Annotated in this window: 14 protein-coding genes; 3 read left to right on the plus strand and 11 right to left on the minus strand. The window is 65.7% G+C overall.

Features of this window, described 5'->3' with window-relative positions:
* Positions 1 to 29: 29 nt before the first annotated feature.
* Genes AC5P9F_RS07155 through ndk form a run of 4 tightly spaced genes read right to left on the minus strand, consistent with a single transcriptional unit; the run spans position 30 to position 3334 of the window.
* Positions 30 to 902, minus strand: coding sequence for a RodZ domain-containing protein (locus tag AC5P9F_RS07155; protein ID WP_005409298.1), 873 nt, complete (start codon positions 900 to 902; stop codon positions 30 to 32).
* 18 nt (positions 903 to 920) lie between these two features.
* Positions 921 to 1706 carry a tetratricopeptide repeat protein gene (locus AC5P9F_RS07160; RefSeq protein ID WP_005409297.1) on the minus strand — a complete coding sequence of 262 codons (786 nt, stop codon included), beginning with the start codon at positions 1704 to 1706 and terminating at the stop codon, positions 921 to 923.
* Positions 1693 to 2898: a dual-specificity RNA methyltransferase RlmN gene (gene rlmN / locus AC5P9F_RS07165; RefSeq protein WP_308680503.1), complete on the minus strand. Its 1206-nt coding sequence runs from the start codon at positions 2896 to 2898 to the stop codon at positions 1693 to 1695. Before rlmN ends, AC5P9F_RS07160 begins: the two co-directional genes overlap by 14 nt.
* 10 nt (positions 2899 to 2908) lie before the next feature.
* Complete coding sequence (gene ndk, locus AC5P9F_RS07170) at positions 2909 to 3334, minus strand: nucleoside-diphosphate kinase (RefSeq protein WP_005409295.1); 426 nt, start codon at positions 3332 to 3334, stop codon at positions 2909 to 2911.
* Between the two features lie 325 nt (positions 3335 to 3659).
* On the opposite strand from ndk, the gene AC5P9F_RS07175 reads away from it, so the two are divergent.
* From AC5P9F_RS07175 to AC5P9F_RS07185, 3 genes are all read left to right on the plus strand, one after another.
* Positions 3660 to 4313, plus strand: coding sequence for a TetR/AcrR family transcriptional regulator (locus tag AC5P9F_RS07175; RefSeq protein WP_005409294.1), 654 nt, complete (start codon positions 3660 to 3662; stop codon positions 4311 to 4313).
* Between the two features lie 39 nt (positions 4314 to 4352).
* Entirely contained in the window at positions 4353 to 6725 is a 2373-nt protein-coding gene (locus AC5P9F_RS07180; RefSeq protein WP_012479946.1) for a 3-hydroxyacyl-CoA dehydrogenase/enoyl-CoA hydratase family protein, read from the plus strand.
* Between the two features lie 99 nt (positions 6726 to 6824).
* A complete protein-coding gene (locus AC5P9F_RS07185; protein WP_005409292.1) occupies positions 6825 to 8033 on the plus strand; it encodes an acetyl-CoA C-acyltransferase in 1209 nt (402 codons plus the stop codon).
* Positions 8034 to 8671: 638 nt separating this feature from the next.
* Here AC5P9F_RS07185 and galU read toward each other — a convergent pair.
* The 7 genes from galU to rpsA all read right to left on the minus strand — a co-directional run bounded on the left by galU (position 8672) and on the right by rpsA (position 16081).
* Complete coding sequence (gene galU / locus AC5P9F_RS07190; RefSeq protein WP_005409291.1) at positions 8672 to 9550, minus strand: UTP--glucose-1-phosphate uridylyltransferase GalU; 879 nt, start codon at positions 9548 to 9550, stop codon at positions 8672 to 8674.
* Positions 9547 to 11460: a polysaccharide biosynthesis protein gene (locus AC5P9F_RS07195; RefSeq protein WP_005413043.1), complete on the minus strand. Its 1914-nt coding sequence runs from the start codon at positions 11458 to 11460 to the stop codon at positions 9547 to 9549. Before AC5P9F_RS07195 ends, galU begins: the two co-directional genes overlap by 4 nt.
* A gap of 3 nt (positions 11461 to 11463) precedes the next feature.
* The gene (locus AC5P9F_RS07200) at positions 11464 to 12453 is read right to left on the minus strand and encodes an MraY family glycosyltransferase (protein ID WP_049397758.1); all 990 of its coding nucleotides are present in this window, start codon (positions 12451 to 12453) and stop codon (positions 11464 to 11466) included.
* Positions 12454 to 12456: 3 nt separating this feature from the next.
* Positions 12457 to 13635, minus strand: coding sequence for a lipopolysaccharide assembly protein LapB (gene lapB, locus AC5P9F_RS07205; protein ID WP_005409288.1), 1179 nt, complete (start codon positions 13633 to 13635; stop codon positions 12457 to 12459).
* Between the two features lie 6 nt (positions 13636 to 13641).
* Positions 13642 to 13926, minus strand: a complete 285-nt coding sequence (locus tag AC5P9F_RS07210; protein WP_005409287.1) for a lipopolysaccharide assembly protein LapA domain-containing protein — start codon at positions 13924 to 13926, stop codon at positions 13642 to 13644.
* 75 nt (positions 13927 to 14001) lie between these two features.
* Positions 14002 to 14307, minus strand: coding sequence for an integration host factor subunit beta (locus AC5P9F_RS07215; RefSeq protein ID WP_005409286.1), 306 nt, complete (start codon positions 14305 to 14307; stop codon positions 14002 to 14004).
* A gap of 88 nt (positions 14308 to 14395) precedes the next feature.
* Positions 14396 to 16081, minus strand: coding sequence for a 30S ribosomal protein S1 (rpsA, locus tag AC5P9F_RS07220; RefSeq protein WP_005409285.1), 1686 nt, complete (start codon positions 16079 to 16081; stop codon positions 14396 to 14398).
* Between the last annotated feature and the right edge of the window lie 60 nt (positions 16082 to 16141).

Genomic DNA, 16141 nt, shown 5'->3' on the forward strand with positions numbered 1-16141 from the left:
GGTTTAATCGAAGGTGGTGAAACCGCGCCTCAGTGCGAAACCGGGACTACGGAGCCTTCAGAGGATACCTGAAAGCGTGCCACGTTGGCTCGCTGGTAGGGGGTCAGATCGACGATAGCGCCGTTCTGCTGAACCTGGACCGCCGAGGCGTTGCCCAGGGTCACCCGGGTCACCTGGCCCGGCGTGAAGCTGCGGCTCTCGCCGGACTTGATCAGCGCCTTTTCGACCGTGGCGCCGTCCGGACCACCGATATCGACCCAGCTGTCGCCGCTGAACTGCATCTCCAGCGTATTGGCGGCTGCGGGCGCAGCGGGTGCCGAACGCGGCACCGGGGACAGCGAAGCGACATACGGGGTTGCGGCCGGCTTGCTGGCCGGGGCACTCGCGACTTCAGCCGGGGCTGCCGGCTCGACACCCGCAGCGGACGGGGCCACCGGCACAGCGGCCGGGATCGCGTCCAGCGAGGCCGTGTTCGGCGACGGCGTGGCGCTGCCATCGAAATGGCCGCGGGTGGCGAACCACACCGGCACGGCCAGCACGGCGGTGATGCCGACGTACAGCACGCGCCGGCCGAGATTCTCGGCAATGCGGCGCGCACGCGGGGTATGGGTATGGCTGACCAGGGTGGGCGGCACGACCGGACCCACCTGGGCCTGCTCCAGCAGCTGGCTCACATCGACGTCGAGCAGGCGCGCGTAGCTGCGCAACTGGCCGCGCACGAAGACCGGCGCGCCCAGCTTCTGCCACTGCTCTTCCTCCAGCGACCTGACCACCTGGACCGGCATGCGCAGGCGCGAGCCGACATCCTCAAGGGTCAGTCCGGCCGCTTCACGGGCCTGGCGCAGGCGGGTGCCGCAGCCGGCCGCAGTCTCGAGAGCGCTCACAGTCTGGTCATCAATCACAATGCATCAACCCTGGAGTTAGGAGCCCGCTTCCTGCGGAAATTCCTGTCGAATGCGCTGAAGATAGCGGTCAGATGCCGCCCGATCACCCAGCCGCGCTTCGATTTGAGACGCAAGTTGTAACACGGAACGCGTTGCGGGTGCAGCCGCAATCCTACGTTCGGCGAAGGCCCGGGCCTCCATGTAGCGGCCCTGGCGGAAGCTGAGCTGGGCCATGGCCTCCAGCGCGACCGGGTTTCCCGGCAGCGCCGACAGCGCCGCGCGCAGGTCGCGCTCGGCACGCTCGAACTGGCCTGCATCCAGCGCACAGCTGCCGGCATTGGACTGCGCTTCGGCGACGGCGGGATTGCCCGGCGCCCGCTGGGCACGATCGAACCACACCAGCGATTCGGCCGCCTGGCCCTGCTGGCACAGCCAGGCACCATAGTTGTTGAGCACGTCGCCACGTTGCGGCGCCAGCTCGGCAGCCTTGCGGAAGTTCTCGCCGGCCTGCTGGCTGCGACCGCGACGCTCGTCGATGCCCGCAAGCAGGACCAGGCCGTCGGGGGCCGTCGGCACCAGCTTCTGGGCTTCGCGCGCCTTTCGCTCGGCAGCATCGAGATTGCCGCCCTGGATGTCGCGGCCGGCCAGGGTCAGCAACTCCTGCCAGCGCACCTGCTGCCGCACCCCTTCCGGATCACGGACGGAGTAGACCGGCGCCTCGCTCGGGCCAAGCTTGGCCTTGGGATGGGATTTGCAGCCGCCGACCGCGAGGGCCAGCGTGCCTGCGAGCAGAACCAGCCAGAGGCGGTCAGGCCGCGGCATCGCTCCCCTTCCCCGCCTGCAGCGTCTTGTTGAACTCCGCCTGGCGGCGGGTGCGGTCCATCACCTGGCCCTTGAGCTGGCCACAGGCGGCGTCGATGTCGTCGCCACGGGTACGGCGGACCATGGTCAGCACGTTGCTGTCGAGCAGGATCTTCTGGAAGGCGCGGATGTGCGCCTCTTCCGAACGCTCGTAGCGGGTACCCGGGAACGGGTTGAAGGGGATCAGGTTGACCTTGCCCGAATCCCTGGCCTGCACCGCGTTGTCGAACTGGCGCATGAGGCGTGCCAGCTCGCGGGCATGCTCGGGCTTGTCGTTGATGCCCTTCATCAGGGTGTATTCGAAAGTGACCGATTCGCGGCGCTTGTTGGCGCGCAGGTAGCGTGCGCACGAGGCCATCAGCTCGGCGATCGGGTACTTCTTGTTGAGCGGCACCAGGGTCTCGCGCAGCGCGTCGTTCGGCGCGTGCAGCGACACCGCCAGCGACACGTCGCTTTCGGCAGACAGGCGGTCGATCTGCGGCACCAGGCCGGAGGTCGACAGGGTCACGCGCTTGTTGGCCAGGCCGTAGCCCAGGTCGTCACGCATCACGCTCATGGCGCGCACGACGTTGTCGAAATTCATCAGCGGCTCGCCCATGCCCATCATCACCACGTTGGTGAGGCGGCGCATCTGGTGCGGCACGTTGCCCAGGTGGCGCGCGGCAACCCACACCTGGCCGATGATCTCGGCGGTGGTCAGATTGCGGTTGAAGCCCTGGGTAGCAGTGGAGCAGAACGTGCAGTTCAGGCCGCAACCGACCTGCGAAGACACGCACAGCGTGCCGCGGGTCTTGTCCGGGATGTACACGGTCTCGATGGCGTTCTTGCCATCCACGCCCATCGCCAGCAGCCACTTGTGGGTGCCGTCGGCGGAGGGCTTGTCGAACACGATGTTGGGAACCAGCACCTCGGCATGGGCCTGCAGCTTGGCGCGCAGGACCTTGCCGAGGTCGGTCATTTCATCGAAGTCGGTGACGTAGCGATGGTGGATCCACTTCATCACCTGATGGGCACGGAACTTCTTTTCGCCGAGAACCTCGACGAAGAACTTCTCCAGGCCCGCGCGATCGAGGTCGAGCAGGTTCTGCTTGCCAGCCGTGGGTGCCGACTTCGGCAGCGGCTGGATGGCGGGGGACTGTACGACCTCGTTCACGGCATTACTCTCAGCGCGAAACGACTTCGGTGGCGGCGAAGAAGTAGGCGATCTCAATCGCGGCATTCTCGACCGAGTCCGAGCCGTGGGCGGCGTTGGCATCGATGGATTCGGCGAAGTCGGCGCGGATGGTGCCCGGCGCGGCTTCCTTCGGGTTGGTGGCGCCCAGCAGGTCGCGGTGGGCCAGGACGGCGTTCTCGCCTTCCAGGGCCTGGATCATCACCGGGCCGGAGATCATGAACTCGACCAGCGCGTTGAAGAACGGACGCTCGCGGTGCACGGCGTAGAAGCCTTCGGCTTCACGACGCGACAGCTGCTTGTACTTGGCGGCCACGACCTTCAGGCCGGCCTTCTCGAAGCGGGCGTAGATTTCGCCGATGACGTTCTTGGCAACGGCGTCCGGCTTGATGATCGAAAGGGTGCGCTCCAGCGCCATGGGATGTCTCCAATGGAATCGGGCCGCTGATGGCCCGAAGGGTAACATGAAAAAAACCCGCGTCGGGACGCGGGCTTAGCCTGATAAACGTAGGCGAATTGTAAAAGATAAAGCGGCAGGGTGGTAGTGCCGGCCGCTGGCCGGCAGGCTGGTGCCCCACTGGCTGCCCGAGGTTGCCGGCCAGCGGCCGGCACTACCCTTTGCGCCCATTCACCGACCTGAGCGAAATCTGACCGGACCGGCCGATTATGCTGCACTGCAAAATGCCATACGGTACCGTCTGGTCCTAGTATCAAACAATCGTTTGATTAAGGTCCGCCCACCGATGGCCAAGCCCGCCCACTTCTCGACCAAGGACCGGATTCTCGGCGCGGCCGAGGAGCTGTTCGCCCAGCACGGCTTCGCCGGCACCTCGCTGCGCCAGGTGACCAGCCAGGCCGACGTCAACATCGCCGCGGTCAACTACCACTTCGGCTCCAAGGAAAACCTGGTCAACGAGGTGTTCCGCCGCCGCATGGACGAGATGACCGGTGCCCGCCTGTCGCAGCTCGAGCGCGCCCGCGCCGAGCACCCGGGTGAACTGCGCCCGGTGCTGGCTGCCTTCGTCGAGCCGGCCCTGGCGCTGGCCCAGGACCGCCAGAACGGCGGCGCCTTCGTGCGCGTGATCGCCCGCGCCTACGCCGAGAAGAACGACAACCTGCGCAAGTTCCTGTCCGACCACTACGGCCACGTGCTGCGTGCGTTCGGCAAGGCCATCGGCGAGTGCGTGCCGGACCTGAGCAAGGAGGAGCTGTACTGGCGCCTCGACTTCCTGGCCGGCTCGCTGACCTATGCGATGGCCGACTTCGGGCTGATCAAGCGTCCCGCCGGTGTCACCGAAGCGGCGCATCGTGCCCATGCCGCCCACGAACTGATCCATTTCGCCGAAGCCGGGTTCCGCGCCGCCGCACGCGCCAGCGCCCTGCCCGCTTCCCTTTGATTCCACCCAGTAACTGCTGACCAACAAAGGCCCTACACCATGTCCAATTCCCTGCTAGTCCGCCGCGCCGCCGTGCTGGGTGCCGGCGTCATGGGTGCCCAGATCGCCGCCCACCTCACCAACGCTGGCGTCGACACCGTGCTGTTCGACCTGCCTGCCAAGGAAGGTCCGGCCGACGGCATCGTGCTGAAGGCGATCGCCAACCTGGGCAAGCTGAGCCCGGCGCCGCTGGCCAGCAAGTCGCTGGCCGAAGCCATCACCCCGGCCAACTACGAGTCCGGCCTGGAGCAGCTGAAGGACTGCGACCTGATCATCGAGGCCATCGCCGAGCGCATGGACTGGAAGCAGGACCTGTACAAGAAGATCGCCCCGTTCGTGGCCGACCACGCGGTGCTGGCCTCCAACACCTCGGGCCTGGGCATCAACAAGCTGGCCGACGTGCTGCCCGAGCAGCTGCGCCACCGCTTCTGCGGCGTGCACTTCTTCAACCCGCCGCGCTACATGCACCTGGCCGAGCTGATCCCGGCCACCACCACCGATGCCGCCGTGCTGGAAGGCCTGGAAGCATTCCTGGTCACCACCCTGGGCAAGGGCGTGGTGTACGCCAAGGACACCCCGAACTTCATCGGCAACCGCATCGGCGTGTTCTCGATCCTGTCCACCATCCACCACACCCAGCAGTTCGGCCTGGGCTTCGATGAAGTGGACGGCCTGACCGGCCCGCTGGTCGGTCGCCCGAAGTCGGCCACCTACCGCACCTCCGACGTGGTCGGCCTGGACACCATGGCCCACGTCATCAAGACCATGGGCGACACCCTGCCGAATGACCCGTGGCATGAATTCTTCAAGTCGCCGAAGTGGCTGGACGCGCTGATTTCCAAGGGCGCGTTGGGCCAGAAGACCGGCGCCGGCATCTTCCGCAAGGTCGGCAAGGACATCGTCGTGCTGGACCTGGAGAAGCAGGACTACCGCCCGGCCGACCGCACTGCCGCACCGGACGTGGTCGAGATCCTGAAGATCAAGAACCCGGCCGAGAAGTTCGCCAAGCTGCGCGAGAGCCAGCACCCGCAGGCGCAGTTCCTGTGGGCGACCTTCCGCGACCTGTTCCACTACAGCGCCTACCACCTGGCCGACATCGCCGAGACCGCGCGCGATGTCGACCTGGCCATCCGCTGGGGCTACGGCTGGTCGCTGGGCCCGTTCGAAACCTGGCAGGCCGCCGGCTGGAAGCAGGTCGCGCAGTGGATCGCCGATGACATCGTCGCCGGCAAGAGCATGAGCAATGCCCCGCTGCCGGATTGGGTCTTCGACGGCCGCGACGGCGTGCACGCCGCCGAGGGCAGCTACAGCCCGTCGCGCAACGCCAAGCTGCCGCGCTCGTCGCTGCCGGTGTACCAGCGCCAGCGCTTCCCGGATCCGCTGCTGGGCGAGAAGTTCGCGCCGGGCGAGACCGTGTTCGAGAACGACGGTCTGCGCATGTGGCACGACGGTGATGGCATCGCCGTGGTCAGCTTCAAGACCAAGATGAACACCGTGTCCGACCAGGTGCTGGACGGCCTGCAGGAATGCGTGAGCCGCGCCGAGAAGGACTTCCAGGGCCTGGTGATCTGGCAGCAGAAGGAACCCTTCTCCGCCGGTGCCGACCTGGCCGGTGCACTCGGCCTGCTGCAGGCCGGCAAGGTCGACCAGTTCGAGGAGATGGTCGCCAACTTCCAGCGCACCAGCCAGCGCATCAAGTACTCGCTGGTGCCGGTGGTGGCTGCGGTGCGTGGCCTGGCCCTGGGTGGCGGCTGCGAGTTCCAGATGCACAGCGCCAAGACCGTGGCCTTCCTGGAAAGCTACATCGGCCTGGTCGAGGCCGGTGTCGGCCTGCTGCCGGCCGGTGGCGGCCTGAAGGAACTGGCCGTGCGTGCCTCGCAGGCCGCAGGCCCGGGCGGTGACGTGTTCGCCGAACTGAAGAAGACCTTCGAGACCGTGGCGATGGCCAAGGTGTCCAACTCGGCGGTCAACGCCAAGGAACTGGGCCTGCTGCGCAGTACCGACAAGGTGGTGTTCAACAGCTACGAGGCCCTGCACATCGCCAAGGCCGAAGCCCGTGCACTGGCCGAAGCGGGCTACCGTCCGCCGCTGCCGGCACGCCGCATCCAGGTGGCCGGTGACGTGGGCATCGCCACCTTCAAGATGATGCTGGTCAACATGCTGGAAGGCCGTTTCATCAGCCCGTACGACTACGAGATCGCCGAGCGCATCGCCACCGTGCTGTGCGGCGGCAAGGTCGACCGCGGCACCCTGGTGGACGAAGAGTGGCTGCTGACCCTGGAGCGCAAGCACTTCGTCGAACTGGCCCAGCAGGAAAAGACCCAGGCCCGCATCGCGCACATGCTGAAGACCGGCAAGCCGCTGCGTAACTGATTGATGGCGGGTGCCGACCCCTGGTTGGCATTCCTCTGCCTCTGGTGGGTGCCGACCGTTGGTCGGCACCCCGGCTAAAAAATTCGAGAGATCACTGCAATGACCAAGCAAATCCAGGACGCCTACATCGTCGCCGCCACCCGCACCCCGGTCGGCAAGGCGCCCAAGGGCATGTTCCGCAACACCCGCCCCGACGACATGCTTGCGCACGTGCTGCGCAGCGTCGTCGCCCAGGCCCCGGGCGTGGACGTCAACCGCATCGATGACGCGATCATCGGCTGCGCCATGCCGGAAGCCGAGCAGGGCATGAACGTGGCGCGCATCGGCGTGCTGCTGGCCGGCCTGCCCAACACCATCGCCGCACAGACCGTGAACCGCTTCTGCTCCTCCGGCCTGCAGGCCGTGGCGCAGGCCGCCGACGCGATCCGCCTGGGCAACGCCGACCTGATGCTGGCCGGTGGCACCGAGTCGATGTCGATGGTGCCGATGATGGGCAACAAGATCGCCATGGCGCCGAGCGTGTTCGACAACGACCACGTGGCCATCGCCTACGGCATGGGCATCACTGCCGAGAAGGTGGCCGAAGAGTGGAAGGTCTCGCGCGAAGACCAGGACGCCTTCGCCCTCGCCTCGCACCAGAAGGCCATGGCCGCGATCCAGAACGGCGAGTTCAAGGACGAGATCAGCCCGTACGAGATCGTCTCGCACCTGCCGGACCTGGCCGATGGCCAGCGCATCATCACCCGCAACAAGATCGCCGACACCGACGAAGGCCCGCGCCCGGATTCCTCGGCTGAAGGCCTGGCCAAGCTGCGCCCGGTGTTCCGCAACGGCCAGTTCGGCGGCACCGTCACCGCCGGTAACTCGTCGCAGATGAGCGACGGCGCCGGTGCCGTGCTGCTGGCCTCGGAACAGGCGATCAAGGACTACGGCCTGACCCCGCTGGCCCGTTTCGTCAGCTTCTCGGTGGCCGGCGTGCGCCCGGAAGTGATGGGCATCGGCCCGATCGCCGCGATCCCGAAGGCACTGAAGCAGGCCGGCCTGACCCAGGACCAGCTGGATTGGATTGAACTGAACGAAGCGTTCGCCGCGCAGTCGCTGGCGGTGATCCGCGATTGCGGCCTGGACCCGAGCAAGGTCAACCCGCTGGGTGGCGCGATTGCCCTGGGCCACCCGCTGGGTGCGACCGGCGCGATCCGTACCGCCACCCTGCTGCACGGCCTGCGTCGTCGCCAGCAGAAGTACGGCATGGTGACGATGTGCATCGGCACCGGCATGGGCGCGGCGGGTATTTTCGAGGCGCTGTAAGGATCAAGGCGTTGCCGGCTGGAGTGTCGGTTGGCTGTGGGGCCCGGGTGGGGTGAGGCTGCCCGGGACACGCCGTGAACCCCCAGACCGGCCCAGCCGCTGGCGGCTGTGCGTTCGGGCGCTTGCGAAGCAGTGCTTCGCAAGCAAAGCGCCCTCACCCATGGGGGCTTGGCAGCGGCTTGCTAGCGTGCGCAATCCTGCGCACGCAGCAAGGCCGGGGTTGGGCGCCCTGCCCAACCCGCCAGGCGCATGCGCCTGGCCCATGCCGCTGACAGTCCCGGTCAGCCTCACCCACCCGCGCCACCCAACATTCCGCGCGGCGGAGGGTTTAGCAAAAGCAAGGTCAAAAGCTGGGGTCAGAGCCCTTTGCTGCGCAAAGGGATCTGACCCCAACAATCAAAAAAGGCAGCCATAGGCTGCCTTTTTTTGCTTGTGCTCCCGCCCTTGATTCCGCCCTTCCCGTCCGCGCCCGCAGGAAACTTGGCAGGCGGGACGGGTGGGCCTTTGCAGGACCGTTGGCGCCATGGATGGCGCCATCGAGCCCCCATGGATGGGTTTACGGCGTGTCCTGCAAAGGCCCACCCGTACCGCCCACCACGTATCAATCAAGGCGCCGCGAACGGAGCGCTTGATAAACCTTATTCCGCCAACATCGCCGTCAGCTTCTCCCGCGCCGGCCCTGCCAGCTTCGGGTTGTCCAGCGCGAAGCGGATCGTCGCTTCCACCAGCCCCAGGTGCGTACCGCAGTCGAAACGAGTGCCCTCGAAACGGTAGGCATCCACCTCTTCGGTCTTCAGCAGCTGCGCGATCGCATCGGTCAGCTGGATCTCGCCGCCGGCACCGCTGCCGGTCTGCTCCAGCAGCTCGAAGATCTTCGGACTCAGCACGTAGCGGCCGACCACGGCCAGGTCGCTCGGCGCGTCCTCCGGCTTCGGCTTCTCCACGATCTGCGAAATACGGCCCTTGCGGCCATCGAAGGCCTCGGTCGCGACGATGCCGTAACTGGCGGTCTTGTCGTGCGGCACATCTTCAACGGCAATGACGCTGGCGCCACTGGCTTCGTTGAGATCGGCCATCTGCTTCAGCGCGCTGTCGCCGCGGTTCCAGATCAGGTCGTCCGGCAGCAGTACCGCGAACGGCTCGTCACCGATCACGGCCTTGGCACACAGCACCGCATGGCCCAGGCCCAGCGCCTCGGCCTGGGTCACGAAGATCGCGCGCACGCCATTGGGCAGCACGTGACGGATCAGCTCCAGCTGCTCCTGCTTGCCGGCGCGCTCGAGCTTCTGCTCCAGCTCGTAGGCCTTGTCGAAGTAGTCGGCGACCGCGTGCTTGTAGCGGTTGGTGATGAACACCAGCGTGTCACAGCCGGCCTCGATTGCTTCATCCACTGCGTACTGGATCAGCGGCCGGTCAATGATCGGCAGCATCTCCTTCGGCACGGTCTTGGTTGCTGGCAAAAAACGCGTCCCCAAACCCGCTACGGGGAAAACTGCTTTGCGAATTCGCTTGCTCATTGGTGCCTGTTGGCCTCGCGTGCGGGAAAGGGCACGACTTTAGCGGATGAAATGTAAGCATCCTGTTCGATTGGCGAGAACTCGGGCATCGTCGCGAACAGGACTTCCTTGATGGTTTCGGTGTCGTAGCTGCACACCGCCTCGCGCAGGCGCGGGACGTTGCCCAGCACCAGATCGCGCGAGAACATGCGCACGCCGGCCTCGAGGACCTTCGGATGCGCGGTTGCGCGGTAGTCCTCATCCGAATAGAACAGCGTCTCGTGCAGCTTCTCGCCCGGACGCAGGCCGGTATAGATGATCTGCACATCCTTGTACGGCTGCTTGCCCGCCAGACGGATCATCTGCTCGGCCAGCAGCCGGATCGGCACCGGCTCGCCCATGTCGAGCGTGTAGATCGCACCGTGCGAGGCCGAGGCCGCGGCCTGCAGGATCAACTGGCAGGCCTCGGGGATGGTCATGAAGTAGCGGGTGACTTCCGGATCGGTGACCGTGACCGGACCACCGCGCAGGATCTGCTCGCGGAACAGCGGCACCACGCTGCCGGCCGAGGCCAGCACGTTGCCGAAGCGCACGGTAACGAAACGGGTGTGCGTGGACTTCTGGTCCAGGCTCTGGCAGATCATCTCGGCATAGCGCTTGCTGGCACCCAGCGCGTTGACCGGATCGACCGCCTTGTCGGTGGAGATGAACACGAAATGCTCGACGCGCGCTTCCAGGCAGGCGCGGGCCACGTTCTCGGTCGCCAGGATGTTGTTGCGCACAGCTTCGCGCAGCTGCCGTTCCAGCACCGGTACATGCTTGTACGCTGCGGCATGGAACGCGGTGTCGACCGGATGCAGCGACAGCGCATGGCGGATCACCGCAGGATCGCCACAGTCGCCCAGCACCGCTTCGATCTCGATATCGGGGAAGCTGCGACGCAGCTCACCCTCGATGGTCAGCAGCAGCAGTTCGCTGATCTCCAGCAGGATGATGCGGCCGGCACCGTGGCGCGCGCACTGGCGGCACAGCTCCGAGCCGATCGAGCCACCGGCACCGGTCACCATCACGGTGCGACCGCCCAACCAGCCACGGATCAGGTTCCAGTCCGGGGTGATCGGCTTGCGGCCGAGCAGATCCTCGATCGCCACTTCCTTCAGTTGGCCGGGCAGCGACTGCCCCTGCAGGATGTCGCTCAGCTTGGGCACGGTGCGGAACGGCACGCCGGTGCTTTCGCAGATGGCGACCACCCGCTGCATGCCTGCGGCATCCAGCGAGGGCATGGCGATCACCAGCAACTTGGCCGCAGTCTCGCGGACCACCGCCGGGGCATCATCGAGGCTGCCCAGGATCGGCAGGCCCTGCAGCTTGGCGCCGCGCAGGTGCGGTGCGTCGTCCAGCAGGCCGACCGGTTCGAAGTTGCCGGAGCGGCGCAGATCGCGGACCAGCGTCTCGGCGGCTTGCCCCGCACCGAGGATCAGCACGCGGCGCGCGCTCGAATCCGACTGCAGTGCCTGGTAATCCTTCCAGGCCCGGTACAGCAGGCGCGGGGCGCCCAGCAGCGCCGACAGCGCGAACGGATAGATCACCAGCACCGACATCGGCACGCCGTCGAAACGCTTCCACATCAGCACCAGCACGATGCCGACCAGGCCGATGAAGCTGGCCTTGAAGATGTTCAGCAGGTCGCTGACGCTGGCGAAACGCCACAGCCCGCGATACAGGCCCACGCGCCAGAACACCAGGCCCTGCAGCAGCAGCACCAGGGTGGTGTCGACATTCCAGAGCGGAAGCGAAGGCGCGTTGGGGAGGATCGAGTACCGCCCGGCGTGGAGCAGCTGCCAGCATGCCCAGACCATGAACAGGTCGTGGCAGACGATGGCCGAACGCGGCATCAGGCCGAGGATTCTGTCCCGCCAGGGTGAAGCCATAAGTCAGGTATTTCCTTGTCGGTGACGCAATCCATTGCGCAGGAGGATCCAGAGGACGCTCAGCGCGAGAAACCACGCGACCGCCAGGACAGCCTCCCACCTCGGCTGCAAATTGGAGCAGACATTAAGCACTGTAATACTGAACAGGCCCAAAGCAAAGTACATCCCTGTCACCTGGGCGTGGCTGGCTCCTGCCTGCACCGCCCGCTGGTAGACGTGCTGGGTATGGGGTTCCATCCAGCGTTGTCCGGAGATGATGCGCGCCGCCAGTGTGAAGCCCGCGTCCACGAGGAACGCCGAAGCCGGCACCAGCAGCAGGATCCAGTTGATATCGGTACGCACCGCAGCGATTGCCAGGACGACGGCGACTGCATAGCCCAGCGCGCCACTTCCGACATCACCCATGAAGATCCGGGCCCGCGGGAAATTGAACGGCAGGAAGCCCAGGCAGGCCAGGCCCAGCGCCACCGCGGCCAGCGAATACGGCCAGGGCAGCACCGGCGCCAGGCCCAGCGCAACAACAATGGCCTGGCTGGCGGCAATACCGTTGATGCCATCCATGAAGTTCCAGATGTTGATCAACGAGGCGGTGAATACCAGCACCAGCCCGGCCAGCAACCAGCTTCCACCATGCACCTTGACCAGGGCGGCCAGCAGCGCGGCGGCAATGAAGTGCACCAGCAGGCGGCGCATGGCCGGCAACGGCCGGTGGTCGTCCCACCAGCCGATGCCCGCCACCAGCACCAGGCCCAGGCTGGCCACCAGCAGGCTCGGTGTCGATTCAGGCCAGACCCACATCGCTGCACCGGCGGTGACCAGCAGGCTGATGACGATGGCGATGCCACCACCGCGCGGCGTTGCCACGCTATGGCTGCGACGCTCGCCGGGCTGGTCCAGCAGTTGCTGGCGCAGGGCATAACCCCGTGCCGCCCAGGTCAACCCCGCACTCAGCAGGGCCAGCCCCAGCAGCGCGCCCATCACGAGCCACGGCATGGATCAGAGCACCGCGTAGTTCAGCAGTGGCTTGACCGTGCCCCATTCCTTGCAGCTCGGGCACTGCCAATGGTGGGTACGTGCACCGAACCCGCAACGGGTGCAGCGATAAGCGGGATTGCGCACCAGCAGCTGGTCGGTGATGTGCTTGAGGTCATGCAGGGTCGCTGTGGAATCGGCGCCCTCGGCCAGGGTCAGGTCGATCAGCGCCGATTCGCCACGCACCGACGGACGATCCTTGAGCTGGCGGCCAAGGTAGGCTCGGGCCGGAGCCACGCCCTCCTGCTCTTCCATCAGCCGGGTCAGGGCCAGCACCGGGGCGATGCCACGGTAGTGCTCGGTCATTTCCGACAGGAACGCACGTGCGCCTGCCAGATCGCCCACCTTGCGATAGTTCTGCATCAGCGCCGGCAGCAGCTCCGGCAGGTACTCCGGATCGTTGCGCGCGGCGCGCTCGAAGGCGCGCACGGCCGCTTCCGGATTGCCGGCATCGGTTTCCAGGCGACCCTCAATGATGCCGGCACGCACCGACATCGCATCGGCCTGGTAGGCCCGGGCAATCGCTGCCCTCGCCTCTTCCAGCTTGCCGGCGCCGCGGAAACGTTCGGCCAGTTCGCACTCGAACTGCCCGATCAGCTTGCCCATCGGCTCGCCGGTGACGTCTTCGAAGCGGGTGGCGTTGTCGATCGCCTTTTCCCAGTCACGCTCAGCCTGGTAGATGCCGATCAGGTGCTTGAGCGCCTGCGGGGCGCGCTGGTCCAGCTGCGCCAGTTCGGTGAACACGGTCTCTGCACGGTCCAGCAGGCCGGACTTCATATAGTCCTCGCCCAGCGCCAGCAGGGCCTGCACGCGCTGCGCGTCGCTCAGGTCGTGGCGGTTGACCAGCCCCTGGTGCAGGCGGATGGCGCGGTCGACTTCACCGCGGCGGCGGAACAGGTGGCCCAGCGCGACCTGGGTCTCGAAGGTTTCCTTGTCCAGCTCGGCGATGTGCAGGAACAGTTCGATGGCCTTGTCCGGCTGCTCGTTGAGCAGGTAGTTCAGGCCACGGAAGTAGGTGCTGGACAGGCGGCTGACCTGGTTGTCACCGTGGCGCTGGCCACCGCGCCGGCCGATCACCCACCCGGCCAGTGCGGCCAGCGGAACGAACAGGAAAAACCAAAGCCACTCGGTGACGAAATCCATCTTCGATCAGCGTCCATCAAAAGATTGGGGGGAAACACCCGCGGCCGGCGTTGCCGCCACGGACTTGTTGGCACGGCGCAGCTGGCTGTAGAGCGGAATGACCACGCTCACCAGTACCAGGCCGGCACCGACCACGACACCCACCAGCAGTGCAGCGATCAGCGCCACGCCCACCGAGGTGTGCAATTGAGTGAAAAGCAGGTTGATCGACATCGCGGTCATGTTGACCGCACCAATGATCAGCCCAAGGATCAGGACCGCCAGCAGGACCAGCAGACGAAAGACCTTCATGCGACAGCTCCAGTGGCAGGAGTCCGTAGCTTATCCGACCCGCGGCTGGATTCGCACGCGGTGGCGCGACGGGGCTCAGGCCGGATCGGCGTCCAGCGGCAGCACACTGCTGACCCGCTCGCGCAGTTCCTTGCCCGGCTTGAAATGGGGGACGTGCTTGCCCGGCAGGGCAACCGATTCGCCGGTCTTCGGGTTGCGACCCAGGCGCGGCGGACGATAGTGCAGCGAGAAGCTGCCAAAACCACGGATTTCGATGCGATCCCCGGCGGACAGCGATCCGCCCATCATTTCCAGCAACGACTTCACCGCCAGATCGACATCATCGGCCTTCAGGTGCGCCTGGCGGCGCGCAAGGATTTCGATCAGTTCGGATTTGGTCATCACCGGCTCACATCAGGGGCATCTCAGCCTGAAACGGCCCGGGCAGAAGCCCGGGCCGTCCAGGAAACAACAAACAGCGTAAGGCCGATTACTCGGACTTGTTGCCGTTCAGCTGTGCACGCAGCAGCGCGCCCAGCTGGGTGGTGCCGCTGGAAGCCGAAGAGGACTGGTATTCCTCCAGCACTTCGCGCATTTCCGCGTCGTCCTTGGCCTTGATCGACAGCTGCAGGGTGCGGCCCTTGCGGTCCATGCCCACGAACTTGGCTTCGATCTTGTCGCCGACCTTCAGGTGCTGGGTGGCGTCGTCAACGCGCTCGTTGGCGATGTCGCGAGCCGAAACGTAACCCTCGATGCCGTCAGCCAGCTCGATGATCGCGCCCTTGGCGTCGACTTCCTTCACCACGCCTTCGACCTTGGAGCCCTTCGGATTGGCAGCCATGTACTGGCCGAACGGATCCTGCTCCAGCTGCTTCACGCCCAGGGAGATGCGCTCGCGCTCCGGATCGACAGCCAGGACGACGGCGTCCAGGGTATCGCCCTTCTTGAAGTTGCGAACGACGTCTTCGCCGGTGGTGTTCCAGCTGATGTCGGACAGGTGGACCAGGCCGTCGATGCCGCCGTCCAGGCCGATGAAGATGCCGAAGTCGGTGATCGACTTGATCTGGCCCGACACCTTGTCACCCTTCTTGTGGGTGGCAGCGAAGGTTTCCCACGGATTGGCGGCAACCTGCTTCATGCCCAGCGAGATACGGCGACGCTCTTCATCGACGTCCAGCACCATCACTTCGACTTCGTCACCAACCTGCACAACCTTGGACGGGTTGACGTTCTTGTTGGTCCAATCCATCTCGGAGACGTGCACCAGGCCTTCGACGCCCGGCTCGATCTCAACGAACGCACCGTAATCGGTGACGTTGGAGACCTTGCCGAAGACGCGGCTGTTGGCCGGGTAACGACGGCCGATGTTGTCCCACGGATCCTCGCCCAGCTGCTTCAGGCCCAGCGAAACGCGGTTGCGCTCGCGGTCGAACTTCAGCACGCGGACGTCCAGCTCGTCGCCGACGTTCACGACTTCCGACGGGTGACGCACGCGCTTCCACGCCATGTCGGTGATGTGCAGCAGGCCGTCGATGCCGCCCAGGTCCACGAACGCGCCGTAATCGGTCAGGTTCTTGACGACACCCTTCAGGATCGCGCCTTCCTGCAGCTTGTCCATCAGCTGCTCGCGCTCTTCCGAGTGCTCGCTTTCGACGACAGCGCGGCGCGAGACCACGACGTTGTTACGCTTGCGGTCCAGCTTGATGAGCTTGAACTCGAGTTCCTTGCCTTCCAGGTAGGCCGGATCGCGCACCGGGCGCACATCGACCAGGGAACCCGGCAGGAAGGCGCGGACATCCTTGATGTCCACGGTGAAACCACCCTTGACCTTGCCGCTGATGCGGCCGGTGATGGTTTCGTTCTTTTCCAACGCTTCTTCCAGCTCGTCCCACACCATCGCGCGCTTGGCCTTCTCGCGCGACAGGACGGTTTCGCCGAAGCCGTTCTCGATCGAGTCGAGGGCGACCTTGACGATGTCGCCTTCGGCGACGTCGATTTCGCCAGCGTCGTTACGGAACTGTTCGATCGGCACGATGCCTTCGGACTTCAGGCCAGCGTTGATCACCACGACGTCGCCGCGGACTTCAACAACGGTACCGCTGACGATGGCGCCCGGCTTCAGCTTGGCCAGATTGGCCTGGCTGGCTTCAAACAGTTCGGCAAATGATTCGGTCATTAGATTTACTCTGTTGGACACATGGGTCGGTGGCGTCCCCTTCAGGGGAATGGCGACCGC

Source organism: Stenotrophomonas sp. YJH_SMC_4 (assembly GCF_059371575.1).

Coding starts and splice junctions, on each gene's coding strand:
- ndk (WP_005409295.1), bottom strand. CDS start 3,334: ATGGCGCTGGAGCGCACCCTTTCGATCATCAAGCCGGACGCCGTTGCC.
- lapB (WP_005409288.1), bottom strand. CDS start 13,635: ATGGATTTCGTCACCGAGTGGCTTTGGTTTTTCCTGTTCGTTCCGCTG.
- AC5P9F_RS07185 (WP_005409292.1), top strand. CDS start 6,825: ATGACCAAGCAAATCCAGGACGCCTACATCGTCGCCGCCACCCGCACC.
- AC5P9F_RS07215 (WP_005409286.1), bottom strand. CDS start 14,307: ATGACCAAATCCGAACTGATCGAAATCCTTGCGCGCCGCCAGGCGCAC.
- AC5P9F_RS07180 (WP_012479946.1), top strand. CDS start 4,353: ATGTCCAATTCCCTGCTAGTCCGCCGCGCCGCCGTGCTGGGTGCCGGC.
- AC5P9F_RS07200 (WP_049397758.1), bottom strand. CDS start 12,453: ATGCCGTGGCTCGTGATGGGCGCGCTGCTGGGGCTGGCCCTGCTGAGT.
- AC5P9F_RS07175 (WP_005409294.1), top strand. CDS start 3,660: ATGGCCAAGCCCGCCCACTTCTCGACCAAGGACCGGATTCTCGGCGCG.
- AC5P9F_RS07210 (WP_005409287.1), bottom strand. CDS start 13,926: ATGAAGGTCTTTCGTCTGCTGGTCCTGCTGGCGGTCCTGATCCTTGGG.
- rpsA (WP_005409285.1), bottom strand. CDS start 16,081: ATGACCGAATCATTTGCCGAACTGTTTGAAGCCAGCCAGGCCAATCTG.
- AC5P9F_RS07160 (WP_005409297.1), bottom strand. CDS start 1,706: ATGCCGCGGCCTGACCGCCTCTGGCTGGTTCTGCTCGCAGGCACGCTG.
- galU (WP_005409291.1), bottom strand. CDS start 9,550: ATGAGCAAGCGAATTCGCAAAGCAGTTTTCCCCGTAGCGGGTTTGGGG.
- AC5P9F_RS07195 (WP_005413043.1), bottom strand. CDS start 11,460: ATGGCTTCACCCTGGCGGGACAGAATCCTCGGCCTGATGCCGCGTTCG.